Source organism: Mycobacterium sp. IDUB_1, assembly GCF_055419625.1.
Window position 1 is genome coordinate 927,072 of record NZ_JBVAYA010000001.1, and the last position, 22,866, is coordinate 949,937.

20 protein-coding genes are annotated in these 22,866 nt (G+C 68.4%); 11 read left to right on the top strand and 9 right to left on the bottom strand.

The genetic code is table 11. The annotated features are described in order from the left end of the window. Positions 1 to 13 precede the first annotated feature (13 nt). The 4 genes from ACZYYX_RS04755 to ACZYYX_RS04770 all read right to left on the bottom strand — a co-directional run bounded on the left by ACZYYX_RS04755 (position 14) and on the right by ACZYYX_RS04770 (position 4,487). Positions 14 to 1,246 (bottom strand): alpha/beta hydrolase, encoded by a 1,233-nt coding sequence (locus ACZYYX_RS04755; protein WP_463813281.1) that lies wholly within the window; start codon positions 1,244 to 1,246, stop codon positions 14 to 16. Beyond that, on the bottom strand, positions 1,239 to 2,873 hold the full coding sequence (gene fadD12 / locus ACZYYX_RS04760) for an acyl-CoA ligase FadD12 (protein WP_463813282.1): 1,635 nt from the start codon (positions 2,871 to 2,873) through the stop codon (positions 1,239 to 1,241). The genes ACZYYX_RS04755 and fadD12 overlap by 8 nt, the downstream gene beginning before the upstream one ends. Further along, a complete protein-coding gene (locus ACZYYX_RS04765; RefSeq protein ID WP_463814803.1) occupies positions 2,873 to 3,616 on the bottom strand; it encodes a 1-acyl-sn-glycerol-3-phosphate acyltransferase in 744 nt (247 codons plus the stop codon). Before ACZYYX_RS04765 ends, fadD12 begins: the two co-directional genes overlap by 1 nt. Positions 3,617 to 3,794: 178 nt before the next feature. After that, the gene (locus ACZYYX_RS04770; protein ID WP_463813283.1) at positions 3,795 to 4,487 is read right to left on the bottom strand and encodes an SDR family oxidoreductase; all 693 of its coding nucleotides are present in this window, start codon (positions 4,485 to 4,487) and stop codon (positions 3,795 to 3,797) included. 226 nt (positions 4,488 to 4,713) lie between these two features. Here ACZYYX_RS04770 and ACZYYX_RS04775 point away from each other — a divergent pair, with 226 nt between their 5' ends. From ACZYYX_RS04775 to ACZYYX_RS04790, 4 genes are all read left to right on the top strand, one after another. Next, a complete protein-coding gene (locus ACZYYX_RS04775; RefSeq protein ID WP_463813284.1) occupies positions 4,714 to 5,625 on the top strand; it encodes a helix-turn-helix domain-containing protein in 912 nt (303 codons plus the stop codon). Between the two features lies 1 nt (position 5,626). Next, a complete protein-coding gene (locus tag ACZYYX_RS04780; protein ID WP_463813286.1) occupies positions 5,627 to 6,148 on the top strand; it encodes a dihydrofolate reductase family protein in 522 nt (173 codons plus the stop codon). Positions 6,149 to 6,181: 33 nt separating this feature from the next. After that, positions 6,182 to 8,017, top strand: coding sequence for an acyl-CoA dehydrogenase (locus ACZYYX_RS04785; RefSeq protein WP_463813287.1), 1,836 nt, complete (start codon positions 6,182 to 6,184; stop codon positions 8,015 to 8,017). A gap of 120 nt (positions 8,018 to 8,137) precedes the next feature. Next, the gene (locus tag ACZYYX_RS04790; protein ID WP_463813288.1) at positions 8,138 to 8,533 is read left to right on the top strand and encodes a YybH family protein; all 396 of its coding nucleotides are present in this window, start codon (positions 8,138 to 8,140) and stop codon (positions 8,531 to 8,533) included. A 77-nt stretch (positions 8,534 to 8,610) separates the two neighbouring features. Here the strand turns inward: ACZYYX_RS04790 and ACZYYX_RS04795 are convergent, their stop codons facing one another. Together ACZYYX_RS04795 and ACZYYX_RS04800 are read right to left on the bottom strand one after the other, a co-directional pair. After that, the gene (locus ACZYYX_RS04795; RefSeq protein ID WP_463813289.1) at positions 8,611 to 10,110 is read right to left on the bottom strand and encodes an aldehyde dehydrogenase; all 1,500 of its coding nucleotides are present in this window, start codon (positions 10,108 to 10,110) and stop codon (positions 8,611 to 8,613) included. 55 nt (positions 10,111 to 10,165) lie between these two features. Next, a complete protein-coding gene (locus tag ACZYYX_RS04800; protein ID WP_463813290.1) occupies positions 10,166 to 10,933 on the bottom strand; it encodes a class I SAM-dependent methyltransferase in 768 nt (255 codons plus the stop codon). A gap of 36 nt (positions 10,934 to 10,969) precedes the next feature. Here ACZYYX_RS04800 and ACZYYX_RS04805 point away from each other — a divergent pair, with 36 nt between their 5' ends. Next, on the top strand, positions 10,970 to 12,127 hold the full coding sequence (locus tag ACZYYX_RS04805) for a glycosyltransferase family 4 protein (protein WP_463813291.1): 1,158 nt from the start codon (positions 10,970 to 10,972) through the stop codon (positions 12,125 to 12,127). A gap of 8 nt (positions 12,128 to 12,135) precedes the next feature. Next, positions 12,136 to 12,528 (top strand): ester cyclase, encoded by a 393-nt coding sequence (locus ACZYYX_RS04810; protein ID WP_463813292.1) that lies wholly within the window; start codon positions 12,136 to 12,138, stop codon positions 12,526 to 12,528. On the opposite strand, the gene ACZYYX_RS04815 is transcribed toward ACZYYX_RS04810, so the two are convergent. Together ACZYYX_RS04815 and pgfA are read right to left on the bottom strand one after the other, a co-directional pair. After that, complete coding sequence (locus ACZYYX_RS04815; protein WP_463814804.1) at positions 12,521 to 14,191, bottom strand: MmpA family trehalose lipid delivery protein; 1,671 nt, start codon at positions 14,189 to 14,191, stop codon at positions 12,521 to 12,523. The genes ACZYYX_RS04810 and ACZYYX_RS04815 overlap by 8 nt on opposite strands. Continuing rightward, a complete protein-coding gene (gene pgfA, locus ACZYYX_RS04820; RefSeq protein WP_463813293.1) occupies positions 14,191 to 15,396 on the bottom strand; it encodes a cell envelope lipid trafficking protein PgfA in 1,206 nt (401 codons plus the stop codon). The genes ACZYYX_RS04815 and pgfA overlap by 1 nt, the downstream gene beginning before the upstream one ends. Before the next feature lie 200 nt (positions 15,397 to 15,596). Here pgfA and ACZYYX_RS04825 point away from each other — a divergent pair, with 200 nt between their 5' ends. Further along, a complete protein-coding gene (locus ACZYYX_RS04825) occupies positions 15,597 to 16,976 on the top strand; it encodes an MFS transporter (RefSeq protein ID WP_463813294.1) in 1,380 nt (459 codons plus the stop codon). A gap of 23 nt (positions 16,977 to 16,999) precedes the next feature. Here the strand turns inward: ACZYYX_RS04825 and ACZYYX_RS04830 are convergent, their stop codons facing one another. Continuing rightward, positions 17,000 to 17,200, bottom strand: coding sequence for a ferredoxin (locus ACZYYX_RS04830; protein ID WP_463813295.1), 201 nt, complete (start codon positions 17,198 to 17,200; stop codon positions 17,000 to 17,002). Between the two features lie 148 nt (positions 17,201 to 17,348). Here ACZYYX_RS04830 and ACZYYX_RS04835 point away from each other — a divergent pair, with 148 nt between their 5' ends. Genes ACZYYX_RS04835 through mhpA form a run of 4 tightly spaced genes read left to right on the top strand, consistent with a single transcriptional unit; the run spans position 17,349 to position 22,862 of the window. Next, the gene (locus tag ACZYYX_RS04835) at positions 17,349 to 18,491 is read left to right on the top strand and encodes a VOC family protein (RefSeq protein ID WP_463813296.1); all 1,143 of its coding nucleotides are present in this window, start codon (positions 17,349 to 17,351) and stop codon (positions 18,489 to 18,491) included. Continuing rightward, entirely contained in the window at positions 18,488 to 19,426 is a 939-nt protein-coding gene (locus tag ACZYYX_RS04840) for a fumarylacetoacetate hydrolase family protein (protein ID WP_463813298.1), read from the top strand. Before ACZYYX_RS04835 ends, ACZYYX_RS04840 begins: the two co-directional genes overlap by 4 nt. Continuing rightward, a complete protein-coding gene (locus ACZYYX_RS04845) occupies positions 19,423 to 21,309 on the top strand; it encodes an acyl-CoA synthetase (RefSeq protein ID WP_463813300.1) in 1,887 nt (628 codons plus the stop codon). The genes ACZYYX_RS04840 and ACZYYX_RS04845 overlap by 4 nt, the downstream gene beginning before the upstream one ends. Beyond that, positions 21,306 to 22,862, top strand: a complete 1,557-nt coding sequence (mhpA, locus tag ACZYYX_RS04850; protein WP_463813301.1) for a bifunctional 3-(3-hydroxy-phenyl)propionate/3-hydroxycinnamic acid hydroxylase MhpA — start codon at positions 21,306 to 21,308, stop codon at positions 22,860 to 22,862. Before ACZYYX_RS04845 ends, mhpA begins: the two co-directional genes overlap by 4 nt. Positions 22,863 to 22,866: the final 4 nt, after the last annotated feature.

Sequence of the window (22,866 nt, forward strand, 5' to 3'; positions counted from 1 at the left end):
GACCGGGTAGCGCTCAGCCCGCGTTCTTGGTGGCCTGCACCCAGGACAGGAACTCCTCGATCGCCTGGGCGGTGTAGTGGGCGCGCGGCGACCCGTAGTAGAAGTCGAAAGCATGCTGAGCGTGCGGTATCTCGGCATAGACCACCGGCGAGGTGGACACCTCACCCAACGCCGTGGCGAATTCCCGGCCTTCGCCGACGGGGATGATCGAATCGTCTCGCCCGTGCAGCACGAAGAACGGCGGCGCGTCGGCGCGCAGCCGCAGGATCGGTGACGCGTCGCGGTAGACGGCGCGGTTGCTCCGGAACGGCCGCTTGACCACGTACTTCTGCAGGAACGCGATGAATTCCTTTCGGCCACTTCCCTCTGCGGAGACCCAGTCGTACCGGCCGTAGATCGGCACGGCGGCCACCACGGACGTGTCGGCCTCCTCGAAACCTGGCTGTAGTGTCGGATCGTCTGCGGTCAGCGCCGCGAGCGCCGACAGGTGACCGCCGGCGGAACCCCCGGAGATGGCCACGAAGTCGGGATCGCCGCCGTAGTCGGCGATGTTGTCCTTGATCCACGCCAGCGCCCGCTTCACGTCGACGATGTGGTCCGGCCAGGTGTTGCGGGGGCTGACCCGGTAGCCCATCGACACGCACACCCAGCCGTGGTCGGCCAGATGGCTGAGCATCGGATAGGCCTGCGGCCGACGCATCCCGATCGACCATGCGCCTCCCGGAACCTGGAGCAGCACAGGGGCTTTGCCGTCGCGAGGAAGATCCGATCGGCGCCAGATGTCGGCCCGGTTCGCCTCGCCGTGCGGTCCGTAGGACACGGTGGCGGCCTTCTCGACGTAGCGCCGCCGCACGAAGTCGTTGGGTGGCAAACCGATCAGCCGCCGCCGTGCCTTCGCCTTGTCGGCGATGGCCTGGTAGTCGTCACCGAGCGCGTCCCGCAGCGGGGTCTCGAAGTGCGGTTGGGACGCCATGTTGCGGCGCTGGATGAGCCACAGCAGGACCCACGCGACGGCGGTGAGCGCCAACGCGATTCGGCCGCGGGTGCCGCGGAAGTCGCCGCGCAGGCCGCGACGCACCGCGTCCGCCATCGAGCCGAGCATGTAGAGCGCTGACATCTCGGAGGTGGGCCAGCCGAACGCGAAGACCCCGATGGTCAGGTAGCCCTCCCGGGCCAGCGGCCGAACACCGTTGGCCGCGTTGAGGAGTTCGGCGACGGCCCGCAGCAGCGGGCGGGGCTTAGGCATGGTCGATGCGGTCCTGGAGGTCCTTGCGGGAAATTTTGCCGGTGATGCTGCGGGGCAGCTCGTCGAGAATCGTGATCTGGCGTGGCACTTTGTAATTCGCCAGGTTGTCTCGAACGTGCTGCTTCAGTGTGTCGGGAGTAGCCGCGGAGCCCGGCTGCAAAACCACGAAAGCCACCAGACGTTGACCGAATTTCTCGTCGTCGGCGCCGAGCACGGCAGCCTCGGCGACGTCGGGGTGTGCGGTGAGCGTCTTCTCGACCTCGATGGGGTAGACGTTCTCCCCGCCGGAGACGATCATCTCGTCGTCGCGTCCCACCACGAACAGCCGGCCGTTCTCGTCGAGGTAGCCGACGTCACCGGAGCTCATGAACCCCTCGTGGAAGTCCTTGGTGGCACCGGAGGTGTACCCGTCGAACTGGGTGGAGTTGCGCACGTAGATCGCGCCCGTCTCGCCGGCGGGCAGCTCGCGGAAGTCGGCGTCCAGGATGCGGATCTCGGTACCCTCGGCCGGCCGGCCGGCCGTGTCGGGCGCGGCCCGCAGGTCACGCGGGGTCGCGGTCGCGATCATGCCCGCCTCGGTCGCGTTGTAGTTGTTGTAGATGACATCGCCGAACCGGTCCATGAACGCGATGACGACATCGGGGCGCATCCGCGAACCGGACGCTGCGGCGAACCGCAGTGACTGTCCGCTGTAGCGGTCGAGCACCTCCTCGGGCAGCTCCATGATGCGGTCGAACATGACGGGCACCACGCACAAACCCGTCGCGCGGTGAGTGTCCACCAGCTCGAGCGTCGCCTCCGGGTCGAACTTGCGGCGGGTGATTATCGTGCACGCCATCGACGCGGCGAACACCAGCTGGGAGAAGCCCCAGGCGTGGAACATGGGCGCGACGACGACGACCGGTTGTTCGGCCCGCCACGGAGTGCGATCGAGGATCGACTTGAGAACGCTCGGGTCACCCCCGGAGTGGCTGGCGCCCTTGGGTGTTCCCGTGGTGCCCGACGTGAGCAGGATGGTTCGACCCTTCGTCGACGCCCTCTGTGGTTCCTGCCCGGCATACGCCTCGATCATCGACTCGACGGTCTGCTCGTGGCCGTCGGTGTCGGTCCACGCGACGATCCGTGGTGTCTCCGGGCTGTCGGCCAGCGCCCGGTCGACGGTCTCGGTGAATTCCTCGTCGTAGACGAGCACGAGCGAGCGGCCCTCGCTCTCGCGGGCCACGACCTCGGCCAGTGCGGGCCCGGCGAACGACGTGTTGAGCAGCAGCACGTCGGCGCCGATGCGGTTGGCCGCGATCATTGTCTCGACGAAGCCGCGATGGTTGCGGGCCATCAGGCCGACGACGTCGGGTGGGCCGCCGGGCAGGGCCTGCAGCGCCGCGGCGAATGCGTCGGCGCGGCGGTCGATCTGGCGCCACGTCAGGACGCCGAGTTCGTCGATCAGCCCGGCGCGGTCGCCGCAGCGCTGGGCTGCGGCGGCGAAGCCGGACGTGACGGCCATGTTCTCCCGCTGCATCGCGGCGACGATCCTCAGGTACTTGTCCGGTCGCATCGGCGCGATCAGTCCTGCGCGCGCCAGTGTCGTCATGAGGCCCACCGGGCCGGTGATGGGATCGAGGAGACCCATCAGCCGATCACCGGCAGCCGTCGCTGGGCGGCCAGCTCGTCGAGCGCGCGCTGCATCACGTGCCGGACGTGCGCGTCGACCTCGTCGATGTCGGGGTTCTCTCCGAACTCGGCGACGATGTCGATCGGCGGCAGCGCCTGCATCGTGATCTTCGCCGGCAGCGGCACGTTGACCGGCAGCACCACCGACAGTCCGAACGGGAAGCCGAACGAGATCGGCAGGATCTTGGTGCGTACGGCGCGGGCGATCGGGCCGAGGGCCTTGGCGATGTCGGTGCCCCGGGTCAGGAACAGCTGGGCCTCCTGGCCGCCGATTCCGACCGTCGGCACGATCGGGACCCCGGCGTTGAGCGCGGCCTTCACGTAGCCGGTGCGCCCCCCGAAGTCGATCTTGTTGGCGGCCAGGGTGGGGCGGTACACGTCGTAGTCACCGCCGGGGAACACGACGACAACGCCGCCGGAGCGCAGCGCCTCGTCGGCGTTGCGGTGGTTGGCGGGGATGAAGCCGGTCTTCTTGAGGAATGCGCCCTGCGGCCCGACCATCAGGATGTCGTGGCTGAGCGTGTAGACGGGGCGGTCGAAGCCGAACTTCTCGTAGAAGCCGCTGGCGAACACCGGTACGTCCATCGGCATGAGCCCGCCGGAGTGGTTGGAGACCACGAGCGCCCCGCCGGCGGGGAAGGTGTCGAGCCCGCGGACTTCGGCGCGGTGATACCCCTTGAGGAAGGGCCGCAGCAGGCTCATCACCCGCTCGGTGAGCACGGGGTCCCACTTCGTGATCTCGGACGGCGTGATCTCGGACGGTGTGGTGTCGGTGGAGTTCACGGTGAGGCCCCCTGGTGGCGACGAACGGCGGACTGGAACGTGTTCTAGTTTTGGCCAGTCTACCCAAGGCGTGGCCGGCGCCGTGCCGACCATCCTGTCACTGCGGAGGAGCCGAGAGGTGGCTCTTCACCGTCCGCGTCAATTCGTCGCCCAGGATCTCGTTCTCACCCGCGAACAGGCCGTCGAGGGCGAGCCGGGCGACGATCGCCGGATCGGTCTTCTGTTCTGCGGGGACGTCGGCGGCCATGTCGGTGTCCATGTAGCCGACGTGCAGTGCCGCGACGTGGATGCCACGCGGCGCCAGCTCGGAACGCACCGCATCGGTGAGCGCCCAGCCGGCCGCCTTCGCCGCCGAGTACGCACCTGTTGTGGGCAGATGCGCCCAGGACAGCACGGACAGCACGTTCAAGATCGCGCCGCCGCCCTGTCCGGCGATGTTGCGTTCGATGACGGGTGTGAACGCCCGGATCACGTCGAGGGTGCCGAAGTAATGGGTCTCCATCTCCAGCCGGATGTCGTCGATGGGGCCGTCCAGGAGCCCGGCGCCGGTGTAGGTGCCGGCGTTGTTGATGACGACGGTGACGTCGCCGGCTGTCTCGGCGGCGCGGCGCACGGACTCCGGGTCGGTGATGTCGAGTTGCAATGGGATTGCGCCGGGCAGGTCGATGCTCTGCGGGTTGCGGGCCGCCGCGTACACGGTGGCGCCGCGTTCGAGGAGCTGTTCGGCGAAGCGGCGGCCGAGACCGCGGTTGGCGCCGGTGACGAGAGCGGTGATGTGGTCGGTGGTCATGTCGGGCTCCTCGATCGGTGGACTGCTGGGTATAGCTGACTGAACGCAGGATACGTGCGGAAAAGTCCTGGACCGAAACGAACGCGGCGGAGCAGACCGGGCGGTAGGTTCGTGATCACTATGGCGGAACCTGGTCGGGGGTTCCGCCCTAGTGCGTTTTCGGGCAGATCCAGACAGCAGGAATTGTCATGGTGGCCGCAGCGGCCGGCGACGATACTCGGATTCCGTGACACAACCTGCGGGGCGCGATCGGCTGCGTGAACTCCTCGACGCGGTGACCGACGCAGACAACGGCGACGTCGGGTCGATGGCCCGCAGCAGCCACGCGTCGGAATTCCACTTCTCGCGGGAGGTGCGCCGGCTCACCGGTGAATCCCCGGCGGCGCTGCGCCGTCGCGTCATGCTCGAACGGGCCGCCTGGCGGCTGCAGCGCGGCGAACCGGTCTCGAGCGTCGCCGCCGCGGAAGGGTGGTCGTCGGCCGACGTGTTCTCGCGGGCCTTCCGGCGCACCTACGGACGCCCGCCGTCGCAGGCCGCTGACGTGCACTTCCGGTTGCCCGCGCCCAACGGGCTGCATTTCCATCCGCCGCAGTCGCTGTGGATCGACAGTTCGCCCTCGCCGGCCCCACTGCCCGATGTGACAGCGCTGATGATCGACCACGACCTCGACGACACCGCCCACCTGATCGACCGCGCCGCGCGGCTGAGCGCACAGCAGTGGACGGCACCGATCCGTCCGGGCCAGACGGTGCTCGACTGGGACGGTCCCGAACCGAGCGTCGGGGCCGTGCTGGGTGCGATCGTGTGGAGCAAGCAGGTGTGGCTGGCCACCATCGCCGGTGAGGACTTCCCGTCGCGGGCGACGACGCAGTCCGTCGACGCCGCTGGTCTCGCCACGTTCCATGCGGACATCGGAAAGCGTTGGCGCACAACGATCGCCGACTATGCCGCGGCGGGCCGGCTCGGCGACACCGTCATCGACGCGCTGTGTGAGCCGCCCGAGTCGTTCCCGCTGTACGGAATCGTCGCGCATGTGCTGACCTACGCCGCGCACCGCCGCGAACTCGCTCGCGCGATGCTCGCCGATCACGGCGTCGACACCGGCCGCGGCGACCCTCTCGACTGGATGAGGACCTGACATGGCATGCATCTACTACACGGCCTCGAGCCTCGACGGGTTCGTCGCCGACGAGCACGCGAGCCTGCAGTGGCTCGTCACCCGCGACATCGACGCCGACGGACCCTTCGCCATCGACCCGTTCCTGGCGTCGGTCGGCGCGCTGGTGATGGGCGCGGACACCTACGAGTGGATCGTGGCCAACCATCCGGGCGCGTGGATGTATCGCCAGCCGTCCTGGGTGATGACGCACCGGCCGCAGATCGTCGACCTCGCCCACCCCGTGCACACGTTCGCCGGCGAGGTCACCGAGTTGTTCCCGACGCTGCAGGACGCGGCGGGGCAGCGTCACGTCTGGGTGGTCGGCGGCGGCGAGGTGGCCGCGCAGTTCGTCGGCGCCGGCCTGGTCGACGAGATGATCGTGTCCTACGCGCCGTGCACGCTCGGCGCGGGACCGCGGGTCCTGCCGACGCGCTCGGAGTGGACGTTGGTGACCACGGCCCGCAACGCCGACTTCGTCTGCGCGCACTGGCGTAAAGCCTGACGGGAACGCCGTTCCGGCATAGTCTGGCCCACCATGGGCCATTACCGCAGCAACGTCCGCGACATCGAGTTCAATCTGTTCGAGATGCTGGCGTTGGAGAAGGTGCTCGCCACGGGCGACTTCGAGGATCTCGACGGCGACTCGGTGCGGCAGATGCTGCACGAGGCCGCCAAGTTGGCCGAGGGGCCCCTTGCCGAGGCCTTCGCCGAGACCGACCGCACACCTCCCACGTTCGATCCGGCCACCCACGTCGTCAGCATCCCCGAGCCGTTCAAGAAGACGTTCCGGGCTTGGCGCGACGGCGAGTGGTCGCGGGTGGGCATGGTGTCCGACATCGGGGGCGTTCCTGTGCCGTCGATGGTCGAGTGGGCGATCAACGAGTTCGCGCTCGGCGCCCAGCCCGCGGTGTTCCTGTATTCGGCCGGCCCCAAGATGGCCGACATTCTCTACGCGATCGGCAATGAGCGGCAACGGCATTGGGCGTCGCTGATGATCGAGCGGGACTGGGGCGCCACGATGGTGCTCACCGAACCCGACGCCGGCTCCGACGTCGGCGCCGGCCGCACCAAGGCCATTCAACAGCCCGACGGCACCTGGCACATCGACGGCGTCAAGCGATTCATCACCAACGGCGACGGTGACGATCTGTTCGACAACATCGTGCACATGACGCTGGCCCGGCCGGAGGGCGCCGGTCCCGGCACCAAGGGGTTGAGCCTGTTCATCGTGCCGAAGTTCCACTTCGACCCCGAGACCGGTGAGCTCGGCGAGCGCAACGGCGTCTACGTCACCGGGCTCGAGCACAAGATGGGGCTCAAGGCGTCGGCGACGTGCGAGCTGACGTTCGGTCAGCACGGCACCCCTGCGGTGGGCTGGCTGGTCAACGACACCCACAACGGCATCGCACAGATGTTCAAGGTCATCGAGTACGCGCGAATGATGGTGGGTACCAAGGCGATCGCGACGCTGTCGACCGGATACCTGAACGCGCTGGAATATGCGAAGTCCCGGGTGCAGGGCGCCGATCTCACCCAGATGACCGACAAGGCCGCGCCGCGGGTGACGATCATCCATCACCCCGACGTGCGGCGGGCGCTTCTCACGCAGAAGGCGTACGCGGAGGGGTTGCGGGCCCTGTACCTCTACACCGCCGCCCACCAGGATCCTGCGGTGGCCGCGGTGGTGTCGGGGGCCGACGCGTCGATGGCCGCCCGGGTGAACGACCTGCTGCTGCCGATCGTCAAGGGCGTGGGTTCGGAGCGGGCGTACCAGTGCCTGACGGAGTCGCTGCAGACCCTCGGCGGATCGGGCTTCCTGCAGGACTATCCGCTCGAGCAGTACATCCGCGACGCCAAGATCGACTCTCTGTACGAGGGCACCACCGCGATCCAGGCGCAGGACTTCTTCTTCCGCAAGATCGCCCGCGATCAAGGGGGCGCGCTGCTGCATGTCGTGACGCAGATCCGGGCGTTCCTCGACAGCGGGTCGGCCCGTCCCGAGCTGGCCGACGGCCGTGCCCTGCTGGCGACCGCGGTGTCCGACGTCCAGGCGATGGTCGCGGCGATGACGAAGTACCTGATCGACTCGCAGCAGAATCCGCGGGAGCTGTATCGGGTGGGGCTGGAGTCGGTGCCGTTCCTGCTCGCGGTCGGAGATCTGCTGCTGGGCTGGCAGCTGCTGCACCAGGCGGAGATCGCGCTGACGGCGTTGGACGGCTCGCCGAGCGCACGCGATCGCGACTTCTACACCGGCAAGGTCGCGACGGCGCTGTTCTTCGCCAAGAGCATGCTGCCGGGGTTGACGGCGCGGCGGGCGATCGTCGAAGCGGTCGACCTCACGGCCATGGACGTCCCCGAATCCGCGTTCTAACTCCGCCCAAACCGACGTTTGGGCGGGAAAGTGCGAGAAGGACCCGCCATTTCGTCGAGTTCGACACGGGCCCACGCGTGCCGGCGATGACTTCCCGCCGCGACCCCGGTCTGCATCCGCGTGACCAACGATCAAGACATCCGCACCGTCATCGACCGCTGGGTCGAAGCGATCCTCGCGCGTGACATCGACGGCGTCATCGCCGCGCACACCGACGACATCGTGCTCTACGACGTGCCCCCACCCGACGAAGGTGTGTACGGCATCGACGCATACCGCAAGACCTGGCCGGAGTTCTTCGAGTGGGTCGCCGGCGGCGCAGTGCTGGAACTGGACCGGCTCGACGTGGTGGCCGACGGCGCGGTCGCCTACGCCTACGGGCTGTTCCGTGCCGGCACGCCGGAGGACATCGCGGCCCACCCGGAGCGACGGCTGCGCAGCTCATTCGGCATGCGCAAGGTCGACGGTGCGTGGGTGATCGCCCACGAGCACCACTCGATGCCGCACACCTCCTAGCCCAGAGACGCCGAATGCACGGTTTTTGATGGAAAACCCTCGAATTCCGTCAGAAACCGTGCACTCGGCGCCGGAACCTAGGACGGGGTGTAGCCGAACGGCAGCAGGATCGACTTCGGCTCGCAGTACGCCTCGATGCCCTCGACGCCGTTCTCGCGGCCGATGCCCGAGTTCTTGTACCCGCCGAACGGGGCGCCCGGATCGAAGGCGTACATGTTCACCGCGTACGTCCCGGTCCGGATCCGCCGCGCGATGCGCAGCGCCCGATCGAAGTCGGTGGTGTACACCGACCCGGCCAGCCCGTACTCGGAGTCGTTGGCGATGCGCACCGCGTCGTCCTCGTCCTCGTAGGGGATCACCGCCAGCACCGGCCCGAAGATCTCCTCCTGGGCGATCGTCATCGAGTTGTCGACGTCGGCGAACACTGTCGGCTGCACGTACCAGCCGCTGTCCAGACCCTCCGGGCGCTCACCGCCGACGACCACGCGGGCGCCTTCCTCGACACCCTTCTTGATGTAGCCCTCCACGCGTTCACGCTGCTTCTCGCTGATCAGCGGGCCGATCATCGCGGCCGGATCGGTGGGCAGCCCGGGCAGCATCCCCGACACGCCCGCCGACAGCTTCTCGACCACCTCGTCGTAGCGCGAGCGCGGCGCCAGGATGCGGGTCTGCCCGACGCACGCCTGGCCCGAGTTCATCAGCCCGGAGAACACCAGCATCGGCAGCGTGGAATCCAGGTCGGCGTCCTCGAGGATGATCGCCGCGGACTTGCCGCCCAGCTCCAGCGTGCACGGCTTGAGCTTCTCGGCGGCGATCTTGGCGATCTCCTTGCCCACCGCCGACGACCCGGTGAACGTGAACTTGTCCAGCTCCGGGTTGTTGGTCAGCGCGCGACCGGTGTCCGGGCCGCCGGGCACGATCGACAGCACGCCCTCGGGCAGCCCGGCCTCGGCGAACGCCTCGGCCATCGCGAACACCGACAGCGGGGTCTCGGCGGCGGGCTTGAGCACGATCGTGCAGCCGGCCAGCAGCGCCGGGCCCAGCTTGTTGGCGGCCAGGAAGAACGGCACGTTCCACGCGGTGACGGCGCCGACGACACCGATCGGCTCACGCACGACCAGCGTCTGGCCGTAGATGCCGTCGCGGATGTCCTGCCAGGTGAACTTGTCGGCCGCGCCGGCGAAGAACTGGAACGCCGACATCGCGGCGCCGTACTGCATCATGTCGACGATCGTCGGCGGCTGTCCGGTCTCGGCGGCCAGCAGGAACTTCAGTTCCTCGGCACGCTCCTCGAGGATCTTGACCGCACGGGCCAGGACTTCGCCGCGCTCGGCGGGCGACATCTGCGGCCACGGGCCCTCGTCGAAGGCTTTCCGGGCGGCGGCACAGGCGGCGTCGACGTCGGCGGCAGACGCCAGCGGCACCTTGCCGACCAGCTCGCCGGTCGCGGGGGAGTGCACCTCGATGACGTCCGAGGTGGCCGGCTCGACCCATTTACCGCCGATGAACAGCTTGTCCCACTGAGTCCGATAGGCCGGCTCGCCGGCCGATGTCTTGAACGCGGTGCTCTGTGTCATAGACGTCACATTACCTACGAACACCACGAAGTAGAACCTGTTGCAGTTCGTGGATTCAGCGCGGGGACAACACCAGCACCAGGTTGCTCACCGCGAACTCCCGCAGCCCCGCCATCTGGGTCACGCCCCAGGCCCATCGCGGGTGGTAGCGCGGAAAAGCGGCGACCAGTGCACCGGTGCCGCGCGCCCAGCGCAGCCCGTCGCGCGCGTGCACGGCGAACAACGACGAGCCGTAGTCGTTCTTGGGCCGGTGACCGTGCCGGCGGGCGTAGCGGTCCGCGGCCCGCTGACCGCCCAGATAGTGCGTGAGCCCCATTTCGTGGCCGCCGAACGGTCCGAACCACACCGTGTACGACAGCACCGCCAGCCCACCGGGCCGGGTGACCCGCAGCATCTCGTCGCCGAGGCGCCACGGCTGCGCGACGTGCTCGGCGACGTTGGAGGACAGGCACACGTCGACGCTGTCGTCTCGCAACGGAAGCGCGGTGCCCGACGCCCGGACGAATGATCCGGCCCGGCGGTGGCTGCGCGGCGCCGCCGCGTGCATCTCCCGCGGGTCGGGTTCCACCCCGACGTAGCGCATCCCGGCGTCGGTGAACGCTGAGGCGAAGTAGCCGGGGCCGCCGCCGACGTCGAGGACGGTCACACCGGTGGGATCGTTGCCGGTGGCGCCGGTCCAGAGGTCGGAGACGAGGGCGACGGTGTCGTCGGCGAGGGCGCCGTAGAAGCGGTCGGGATCGCTCTGTTCGAAGCGGAACGCCGACAGCAGCCGCAGCGAACGCGCCAGCGTCGCCCGCCGGGCGAACAGTTCCGTAGCGGCCACCCGGCCACCCTAGGCACACCGCTAGTCTGAACACCGATGTCCGCCCCCGTGAATTCCGTGTTGCTGCTGTGCTGGCGCGACACCGGGCACCCTCAGGGCGGCGGCAGCGAGACATATCTGCAGCGCATCGGCACCCATTTGGCGCAGACGGGGGTGCGGGTGACGTTGCGTACGGCCCGCTATGACGGGTCGGCGCCCCGCGAGGTCGTCGACGGGGTGGAGATCCAGCGCCGGGGCGGGCCGTATTCGGTGTACGTGAGGGCGGGGTTGGCGATGGTCGCCGCCCGCGTCGGGCTGGGCCCGCTGCGGCATGCGCGGCCCGACGTCGTCGTCGACACCCAGAACGGGCTGCCGTTCCTGGCGCGCCTGGCCTATGGCCGCCGCGCCGTGGTGCTGGTGCATCACTGTCACCGCGAGCAGTGGCCGGTGGCGGGGCCGGTGAAGAGTCGTATCGGCTGGTTCGTCGAATCGCGCCTGTCGCCGCGTCTGCATCGCCGCAACCAGTACGTGACGGTGTCGCTGCCGTCGGCGCGGGATCTGACCGATCTCGGTGTGCGCGCCGATCACGTCGCGGTGGTCCGCAACGGTGTCGACGCGCCGCCGCGCGCCAGCCTGAGCGCGCCACGCTCGGCCACGCCCCGTGTCGTCGTGCTGTCCCGGCTGGTGCCGCACAAGCAGATCGAGGATGCGCTCGACGCCATCGCACGCCTGCGCCCCCTGATTCCGAACCTGCACCTCGACGTCGTCGGGGGCGGATGGTGGTCCGAGCCGCTGCTGGACCACGCTGCCGCCCTTGGTGTCTCCGAGGCCGTGACGTTCCACGGTCACGTCGACGACGCGACGAAACATGATCTGCTGCAACAGAGTTGGGTCAACCTGCTGCCGTCCCGCAAAGAGGGATGGGGGCTGGCCGTGATCGAGGCCGCTCAGCACGGGGTGCCGACGATCGGATACCGATCCTCGGGTGGGTTGTCCGATTCCATCGTCGACGGGGTGACCGGGATGCTGGTCGACGATGTCGACGACCTTGTCGACGGTCTGCAACGGTTGCTGACCGACCACGTGCTGCGGGAGCAACTCGGCACCAAGGCCCAGGTGCGCAGCGCCGAATTCTCGTGGCAGCAGAGCGCCGAGGCGATGCAGGCCGTGCTCGCTTCCGTACAGGCAGGCCGACGGGTCAGCGGCCTGGTATAACTGCGACGATGAGCAGTCGTGCCGAGCTCGAAAAGCTGTACAGCTCGTACCTGGACGCGTGCAACGCGCATGACCTCGACCGGATGTCCACGTTCTACGGGCCGGCGATCCGGGTCAACGACGCACCGATGGACCGCGACGCGGTGGCGGCCCAGTTCGCCCCGATCTTCGCGGCCTTCCCGGATTGGCATTGGGAGGTCAGGAATCTCGCGATCGACGGGGATCTGGTCTCGCTGCATTTCACCGTGACCGGTACTCATCGCGGGCCGTATCTGGGCGTACCGGCGACGAATCGGCGGGTCGCGATCACCCAGTTCACGCTCTACCGCGTGGAGGACGGCCTGTTCGCCGACGTGTGGGATCTGGCCGATATGGCTGCCATTCCGGGGCAGCTCAGCTAGCGGTCTCCGCTACACGAGTTCGCTTGCGGCGCAGCGTTATCAAAGCCGCACCCAGACACAGCTGCAGAAGCCACACACCGTGCGCAGCCAGTGCAACACCGCGGTGCGGCGACGGCTGACCGGCTCCGCCGACACGGTAGACCGTCAGGTCGTGGGACCGAAATGCCACAGGCAAGCCGAGATTCGCGGTCGGACCCTCCACCACCACCCAACCCACGCCGGCATCGGCCAGCTGCGCCTGGTCCGCCCCAGCGAGCAGCATGTCCTGCACCTCGCGCGCCTGGGCGCCCTCGCCCGGCACGGTGCGCCCGCCGATGGACAGATCACCGGTGGTCAGCACCTCGGCACGCAGCCAGCGCGGCAGCGGATCGAGCACCGGTGCCGTTCCGGCCCACGGGAACTGCCGCATGCTGTCGACCGGGAGCACGGCCACCGGGGCAGGCTCGGCGTTGATGATCGCGGCGGCCTCCCGCCACGCAGTCGGGTACTGCACAGGGTGCACCCGCCCCCCGACACCCCATGCCAGGTCCGGCAGCGTCGCGATGACGGCCGCGCAGCACACCGCCGCGGTCGCGATCGCGGGCATCCGCGGGCGCAGCGTGATCGTGGCCGCCGCGCCGGCCAGCGCGTAGGCAGGCATCGCGAGCGCCACCCACTTCTGGCCGTCCCTGATCACCCCCAGCCCGGGCGCCGCGTCGAGAAGCGAACCGACTGCGGCGAGACCCGGTCCGGTCGCCATCACAGCGGGAACGACGACCGCGACCAAGGCGAGGACCAGCAGCGGCACCGCGGCGCGGCACCGCACGAGCACCGGCAGCCCTGCCGCCACCACCGCCAGCAGCACTACCGTCGCGACCACGGCGAACCCGGTGGTGCGCGTCGGGGGAACGGCGTCGGCGTTCCAGATACCAGCCAGCCCCGCGAGGCTGCCGAGCGTGCCCAGTCCGGGTTCGGCGCGCGCGGCGAACGCCGCGACCGCGGGACCCTGGTCGACATCGGGAGCCCACCCGACCGCCGAGGCGACCAGCCACGGCAGCGCCGCCGTCGTCGACCCGGCCAGGGTCAGCAGCATGCACAACCGCCGGGAACGCCCCGTGCCCGGCGCCATCGCGCATGCCAGCGCGACCGTCGCGGCCATCATCAGCCCGGTCGGCGTCAGCCCGGCCAGCGCAAGCCAGAACAGCAGCGCGCCCACGCCGGCAGATCCGCCGGCCCGCAGCGACAGCACGGCCGCCGCCACCCACGGCAGCGCGCCGTAGCCGACCAGCAGGCTCCAGTGGCCCTGCAGGAGTCGTTCGGCGACGTAGGGATTCCACACCGCGACGGTGGCCGCCACGAACTGGCCGGCCATCCCGGCGCCGGGCAGCACCGTCGACACCAGGTGTGCGGCACCCCAGCCCGCCAACCACAGACCGAGGATCAGCAGCCCCTTGACCAGCACACCGCCATCGACCACAGCGGATGCCAGCGCGACCGCCACGTCCTGCGGAAGTGCCCGGGGCGCGGCCTGAGTCAGGCCCAGCGCCGCGTCGGTGAGGTGGGACCGCGGCGTCGACACCGCGTCGCGCAGCAGCAGATAACCAGGTCCGAGCAGCGGTGCGGTCACCGCCAGCGCGAGCACCAGCGCGTAGGCCGGGGCCGCCAGCGGACGGGCGCGGAGGATCAGACCGGTCGGTCCGGGGGTAGGTCGGTGGGCCGCTGCGCGGGCAGCTTCTCGGTCTTGGCCTCTGCGCCCGGCACCGGCTCACCCTCGTCACCGCGGCCACCGTAGAAGCGGCTGCTGGTGTCGTCGAGACCCGGATCGATGAGTGTCGACTCCGCGCGCAGGCTGAACGAGCCGAGCAGCGCGCCACCGAGCAGAGCGACGATGCCGAGCGCTGTGAACGTGATCGGCAGGATGCGGCCCCACAGCGAGACTCGGTCACGCTCGTCGAACGCGGCGTTGACCTGGCTTTCCACGGATTCGTCGTTGGTGGTCACCGTGTAGTCGGCGAAGGTCACCTCGGGCTTGAGCGCCTCGCGCGCGTAGTAGTGGTAGCCCCGATCCGTTTCCTTGACGATCGTGCCGGACACCGGGTCGACCCAGAAGGTGCGCTGGGCGGCGTAGTACCTGGTCATCGTGATCGGCTCTTCGGGGTCGCCCTCGAGCCCCCACAGGGCGGCGCGGGCGGTGACCTGGCTGTCGGCGTCGTCGTCGTACAACGAGGCGTACTTGACGGGTTCGACGAGCTTGCCTTCGTTGTCGAAGCCGACGTTCTGCGTGAACTTGTAGGCGGTCAGCCCGTTGACGTCCTCTTCACCTGCGTAGTTGGCGTCGTAGGTCTTCTGCGCGATCGGGTCGAAGTAAGGGTAGGTCTTCTTCTCGGTGTCGAACGGGAAGCGGTACGACAGACCCTCGTGCGGCAGCGCGATGTTGGTGGGCGGGTTCTGGTCCTCGATGGACCGCGGCTTCTGCACGGCGCCGCCGGGGTTGGACTCGCTGGAGATCGCCTCGGCGGTGGCGCGGTCGAGCGTCACGGTGTCCACCATGGCCAGCAGCAGACCGCGATCGCCCTGCTGGTCGGAGCGTCGCAACGAGTCGCCGACCTGCAGCGTCACCACATCGGCGTTGGCCGGGGCTTCGACGCTGATCTGCTGCTGCAGCACCACCGGGGTGTCTTTGTTGATGACGAACTTCTGGGTGCTCAGCGACGCGGGGTCGAAGACGTCACCCGTGCCCTCGCTCACCAGTGTGGTGTCGATGTCCAGGGGGATCTTGGAGATCTTGCCTTTGGTGTAGGTCGTGAGGAGCAGCGCCGCGATGAGCAGCGCTGCACCGAGGCCCATGAGTCCGCACGCGGCAAACCTCAGCGCAACTGCGCGGTTCAATACCGTGTCTCCCTTCGCGCGCGGCAAAACCCGTTCGACCCTAACAGCACAAAGTAAGGCCGCAGCGGTCGCGAGGGTCTGGGGCCCGACTCGAATCGGACTCAGCGCGGCCAGGGCGCTCACCTTGACCCAGCAACCAGCTCAAGTGACTATTTCCTCAGGAATGCGTAAATGTTCAAAAATTATCTGAGTGAGATCGTATGCGGACACACCAGGACGATGACGCCGTCTTCGCGCTGACGACGGTGGAGCGGGCCGCGTTCGGTGCCGGCTCGCTGGCGACGGCGACCTATGCCGTGGTACCGGGCCTCGTACTGCTCTATTACCTGACCAACGTGGCTGATGTCGCTGCGGCGGTGGCCGGGCTGGTGGTGTTCCTGCCCAGGCTCCTGGATCTCGTCTACAACCCGATCGTCGGGCGCCTGTCTGATGCGACGACGTCGCGGTGGGGGCCGCGCACACCATGGCTCGTCGCCGGGGCGGTCGCCTTCCCCGTGGGGTTCGTGCTGGTGTTTCATTCACCGTTCACCGGGGTCGGGGCCGCGTGGTGGGTCGGAATCTGCCTCGCGTTGACGGGCGCCGGTTTTTCCGCCTTTGTCGTTCCCTTCGGTGTACTTCCCGCCGAGCTGGGGGCGAGTGCGAAGGAACGCAAGTCGATGACGGCGTGGCGGATGGGCTTCCTCGGCGTGGCGATCCTCGCGGCGGGTGCCGTCGCGCCGCTGCTGACCGCGCTGGACGGCGGCGGCACGCAGGGATACCGCCTGATGGCGGCTGTGATGGCAAGTGTGATGTTCCTGGGTGCGTGCGCCGCTGTGTACAGCGCGCGCCGGCTCCGTCATGGCGCGACGGCTGCAACCGAGGGTTCGGGGTCGCTGCGCGAGGCACTGTCGGCGGCTCGCCACAACGATCGCTTCTCGATCCTCTTCGGTGTGTTCCTTCTGGTCGAGGTGGTCATATCCGCGGCGCTGGCGGGGCTGCCCTACCTGGCAGCACAGTTCCTGGGCGCAGAGGAAGCAATGGCACCGCTGTTCGTCTGTGTGCTGGCGCCACTGCTGGTGACGATGCCGCTGTGGACCCGGGCCGCGCTACGGTTCGGCGACAAGCGTTGCCTGCAGGCCGCTTTGGCGATCTTCGGGGTGGGCGCAATGGCATCGAGTGCGCTGCCGGTGCTCGACGCGCAGAGTAGGTTTCCCCTCGCGTGCGCCGCTTTCGGGGCGGCCGGGATCGGTTTCGCCGGAGCGCAGTTCCTGGTCAACACGATGCTCGCCGACATCTTGGCCGAGGATGCCAACGAGTCGGGCCGACGTCGTGCCGGGATGCTCGTCGGACTGTGGTCTGCCGGCGAGACGGTCGCCGCCGCCGCGGGAGCGGGTGTCTATGGCCTGGCGTTGGCGGTCAGCGGTTTCGTGTCGTCGACCGACGCCGAGGTCGTCAGTCAGCCGCGCAGCGCGCAGTGGGGAATGGTTCTGGGCTTCACGGTCACCGCCGGCGTCTGCATCGTTGCCGCGTCCGCAATGACGGCGCGCCTCACGACTGTTCCGCGCGAGGCTGCCCGCGGCGGCTACCCGCGACGCAGCTGACGCTGCCGGTCTCGGGGGTGGTGCTACGCGTCCGTATCCGTCGCGAGTGCTGCAACAGGGCACACCTGCGCTGCGGCAATGGCCTGCTCGGACAGGTCGCCGGTGAGGGTGTCGGACGTTCGCAGGATGGCGATGCCGTCGTCGTCGAGATCGAAGACGTCGGGGGCTGCGGCCAGGCACTGGCCGTGACCTTCGCACCTCTCGCGGTCGATGAAGACCTTCATCGTTTTCCTCTCCGGGCTGTGCGCACCAGCGATCCCGTCGCGTGACGCTTGCGGTTTTCCTCATTTATGAGGATATCGTCAATACTATTGACTGAGAAATCGGTCGTGTGTGACGATTTCCTCAGAATCTCTACCGAGGAGGTGCAACGTGGCACAAGCAGTCGAGCCGCGCCAAGACGGTCACAAAGACCTGCACAGCGAGAAAGGTGCGCTGCGCGGCGAGCATTCTGGCCGCTCGCGGGACCCGATCATCCGGGTCGCCGACATCGCGTGGCTCGAGTTCGACAAGCCCGATCTCGTTCGCGCGGAGGCGTTCGCGCGGGCGTTCGGATTCGGCATCGCTCTGCGCGATCCGCAAGAACTGCACCTCCGCGGCACGAAAGCCGGTTCACCCTGCGTGATACTGCGCCGCGGGCAACGCACCCGTTTTGCAGGGCTGGCGTTGCGAGCGGCTGACGAGGTCGACGTGCTGCGGTTGGCCGACAAGACGGGCGCTCAGGTGCATCGACTGCCGGAGACGATCGGCGGGGTAGCCGTCCAGTTGACCGACCCGAGCGGGATGGCAGTCAAGGTGGTTGCGGGGATGCTGGACCTGCCCGAGCAACCCGCTCAAGCCACTCAGCTTCTCAACACCGGGCCGCACACCGCGCGAATCAATGCCACGGTACGTCCGCCGCGGGTGCCGACCCGCGTACAGCGGTTGGGCCACGTGGTGTTGCAGTCCACGACCTACCTGAAGACCTTGAACTGGTATCTGGACACGTTCGGGATGATCGTCAGCGACTTCCTGTTCTTCCCCGGTCAGCGAGCACGTGGTCCGGCGATGAGTTTCATCCGGTGCGATCGCGGCGCGACCCCCGCGGATCACCACACTCTCGCCTTGGCGCTGGGGCCGGCCAACCAGTACGTGCATTCGGCGTACGAGGTCAGCGACCTGGATGCACTGGCCGCCGGCGGGGAGTACCTGCGCGAGCGCGGATACTTCCGGTCCTGGGGCATCGGCCGTCACATCCAGGGCAGCCAGCTGTTCGACTACTGGCGCGACCCCGACGGATTCCTCGTCGAGCACTTCGCCGACGGCGACGTGTTCGACAACACGCTCGAACCCGGCTGGGCCCCGTTCACCGCATCCGGGCTTGCGCAGTGGGGCCCACCCGCGACGAAGGACTTCCTCGACGCCAGCCCGCGTGCCGCCCGCCACCAACTCACGTCCATGGTCACCGCGCTGCGCGGGGACAACGAATTCGATCTCAACCGTCTCGTCGGCCTGCTGAAAGTAGCGATCTCATGAGCACTTCCGTCCTGCGTACCTCCGAGGGCTGGTGGGTCCAGACCCCCGCCGGCGCCGCCCGTATCGCCACGTCGGTGACCACCACGGCCGAGTTACTCGCCGACCGCACGGCCATCGACGCGGCTGCCGACGGTGGCGACACCGTGCCCGTCGACGACCTCCAGCTGCTCTCCCCGGTCACCACGCCCTGTCGGGTGATCGCGCAGATGACAAACTTCGAGTCCCACGTCAGAGATTCCGGAATGGACCCGAAGACGGTGCCGCTGACGTTCTTTCGCAAGTCATCTGCCTCGATCACAGGGCCGTTCGCAGAGATCCTGCGTCCCGCGCATGTCCAGCTACTGGACTACGAGGTCGAAATCGGCTTGGTCATCGGTCGCGACGTTCCGGCCGGATCAACGGTGAGCGAGAACGATCTGCCCGGCATCATCGCGGGTCTGACGATCACCAACGACGTGTCCGCTCGCGACATCCAGCTGCCGCAAACCCAGTTCTACGAGGCGAAGTCGTACCCGACGTTCACGCCCGTCGGGCCGGCGCTGGTGCTTCTCGACGCCGCCGAGCTCGCCCGTTTCGGTGATCTGCGATTGCGGTTGTCCGTTGGTGGCGAGGAACGTCAGAACTCCCTCGTCGAGGGCGACATGCTGTATCGGCCCCTGCAGGCGTTGCAGTCCCTGACCCGGTTCCAGGACCTGGCCGCCGGTGACCTGGTGCTCACCGGTACCCCGGCCGGTACCGCGTTGACGGCGCCGCCCAAGCCGATCGAGATGATCGGCAACCTGCTACCGCCTGCGGTCAAGTGGAAGGCGTTCTTCTCCCGGCAGGCCAAGAATCCGAAGTACTTGCAGCACGGTGACGTCGTCGAGGCATCGGTGAGCACCGACGACGGAAAGATCGACCTGGGCACCCAACGACTGTCGGTGCGCCACGCATGACCGCCGAATCACTGTGGCCGACAGCGCAATCACCGGATGATCTGCCTGCCGTCGAGGAGATACCGCTGGAGAGTCGTGGGCTCCCGACGTCGACCTATGACGTCGTCCTGCGCGCCGCGCGGTTGTGGTCCGACCGTATCGCGGTCACCGTCCTGCCGGACGGGACCGACTATCAGAGATTCGCGAGCCGAACGTTCGGGGAGCTCGCTGCCGACGTGACAAAGGCGGCAAAAGCGTTGCGCAGCTTCGGTGTTGAGCGACGCGATGCGGTATTGCTGATCAGCCCCAACTGCGACGAGCTGATCACCGCGACGCTCGCCGCGCAGGCCGCCGGCATCGCCGTACCGATCAACGGGTCGTTGTCGGCCGACCACGTCCTCGAGCTAGCCAGACTCTCTGGTGCGCGCGTGTTGATCACCTCTGCCCCGGAACTCGATCCGACTGGCATCGAACGCGCGGCTGCACTGTCCCACGCGGGCCTGATCGACACCGTGGTCCTGGTGCGCCCGACACTCGCCGACCTCATGTCTGCGCCACCGCCGGAGGTGTCGGGCGCCGAGGTGCATTACCTGTCCACGCTGGTCGAATCTCAGGACGCCACGCCACTGTCGGACGGGCTCGCCGAGCTGGGCGACCTCGCCGCGCTGTTTCACACCGGTGGAACCACCGGCATGCCGAAACTGGCTGCACACACCCACGGCAACGAAGTCGCCGACGCCTGGATGGTGGCCGTCAGCGCTGACCTCCCTGACGATGCCGTGGTTTTCGCGGGCCTGCCGCTGTTTCATGTCAACGCGCTGATCGTCACCCTGCTGGCACCGCTGCTGCGTGGCCAACCCGTGGTGTGGGCCGGCCCGCAGGGATATCGCGATGTGGGCCTGTACCAGAACTTCTGGCGGATCGTGGAGCACTACCGGTTGGCGGCGATGAGCGCCGTACCGACCGTCTATGCGGTGTTGTCCCAGATCCCGGTCGACGCCGACATCTCGACGCTGACCTCCGCGGTCTCGGGCGCCTCGGCACTGCCCGACACCGTGCGTCAGGACTTCCTCGATGCCACTGGGGTGGCCTTGGTGGAGGGCTACGGACTCACCGAAGCCACCTGCGCCAGCGCGCGCAGCTTCGCTGATCATCCTCGGCCGGGGTCGGTGGGCCAACGGATGCCCTACCAGCAGGTGAAGGCCGTCGCGGTCAGTGAGGACGGCACCTGGACGGACCTGCCGGCGGGTCAGGTCGGCACGCTGGCCGTCACCGGGCCGACGGTCTTCCCCGGGTACGTCACCGCGCGCACCGAGGACGGTTACGTGCTCGACGGACGCGGTGCGTTGCGCGACGGCTGGCTCGACACCGGTGACCTCGGCGCCGTCGACGGCGACGGTTTCGTCCACCTCGCGGGGAGGGCCAAAGACCTCATCATCCGCGGCGGCCACAACATCGATCCCGCGGTGATCGAAGACGCGTTGCTGGGTCATCCCGACGTGACCGGCGCCGCCGCGGTGGCGCGCCCCGATGCTCATTCCGGTGAAGTTCCCGTCGGGTTCGTGACCGTGCGTCCGGGCTCGGCCGTCACCGGGGATGAGTTGGTCTCGTTCGTCGCCGGGGCGATCAGCGAACGAGCCGCAAAACCCAAGAGTGTCAACATCATCGACGCGATACCCACGACCGATGTCGGTAAGCCCTACAAGGTGCCACTGCGCGCCACGGCTGCCGAGCATGCCCTCACCGAGGCGCTCGCCGAACAACCCGGGGTGGTGCGAGTCGCCGGCCGCGTCGCCGCCGGGGCTCCTGCCGTTTCGATCACTCTAGGCCCGACCGCCGACCGCTCCGCGGTGGAACGGCTGGTGAAGTCGTTCTCGGTGAACTACGAGATCGACGAGCAATGACGGGCACGACGGACGGCGCGACCCCCGAGCACGTCGCCGTGGTCGTCGTCGGCGGCGGCCCCACCGGGATCACCGTCGCCACCCTGCTCGCCCAGTACGGTGTCGACACCATCGTGCTGGACCGATGGGCACAGGTGTATCCGCAGCCGCGTGCGGTCCACCTCGACGACGAGGTCTACCGCATCCTGGCCCGGCTCGGGGTGGCCGAGGAGTTCGCCGGCATCTCCCGCCCAGCCCACGGGCTCCGGCTGGTCGACCGCACCATGGCGGTGCTGGCCGAATTCCGTAGAGACATAGCTCTGACTAGCAACGGTTTTCCCGCCGCCAACATGTTCGATCAGCCTGAGCTCGAAGAGGTGCTCCGGGCGAACCTGGTGCGTCATCCGCGTGCGTGCTTCCGGGGTGACACGGAGGTGCTGGAGGTGGCTGCCGATGCGCGTCCGGTGCGTCTGCGAGTCCGGGACCGGGTGTCCGGTGTGGAGTCGGTGATGACCGCCGACTTCGTGCTCGGGTGCGACGGAGCCAACAGTGTGGTTCGCTCGGCAATCGGTACGCAGATGCGGAACATGAAGTTCGAGCAGCGCTGGCTGGTGATCGACATCGCCACCGACGCAGACCTGCATCAGTGGGAGGGGGTGCACCAGGTCTGCGACAGCGGTCGCGCCGGCACGTACATGAGGATCGGCACCACCCGATATCGCTGGGAGTTCCGGCTTCTCGATCACGAATCAGTGGACGACTACGCAGATCTGGCCGCGGTACGCCCGCTGATCGCGCCGTGGACCCGCGGCGTTCCCGACACCGAGCTACAGGTGATTCGTACCGCGGAGTACACGTTTCGCGCCCAGCTCGCCGACAGATGGCGGCGCGGTAACGTCTTCCTCCTCGGCGATGCCGCCCACCTGACCCCGCCGTTCATCGGCCAGGGCATGGGCGCCGGGCTGCGCGACGCGATGAACCTGGCGTGGAAGATCGCCGGCGTACTCCGCGGTGACCTGTCACTCGCGGTCCTCGACAGCTACGAGGCCGAGCGCCGTCCGCACGCCCGCCACATGATCGGGCTGGCCCTCAACGTCGGACGGGCCATGACCGCCGGGGGTCGCGTCGGCGCCGCCGTGCGGGCCCTCGTGCTGCCGCGATTGCCACTGATACCCGGGCTCCGGTCGAAGGTCACCGATTCGCAGACCCCGGCGTTGCGCTCGTCGGCTCTGGTGCAGCGCACCCTCCGTACCCGTGGCATTGCGGGTCATCTCTGCCCGAATGTGTTGCTGGACAACGGCCTACATCTGGATGATGAGCTCGGCTGCGGCTTTGGGCTGCTCTCCGCTGTGGCGCCGACCCCGGCGCAGCGGGAGATGGCAGCTGCCCGTGGCGCGCGAACGGTGCACGCGGCCCCAGGATCAGAGCTCGCCCGGTGGTTCGCCGATCACCACGTCACGGCGGCAGTGGTCCGTCCCGACCGCACCGTGATGACCGCAACCCGCGACCTGGACACGGCGTGCCGGGCGCTCCCACTGTTCCTCCCGACCCACGCCCACTACGGAGAGGACTGACCAC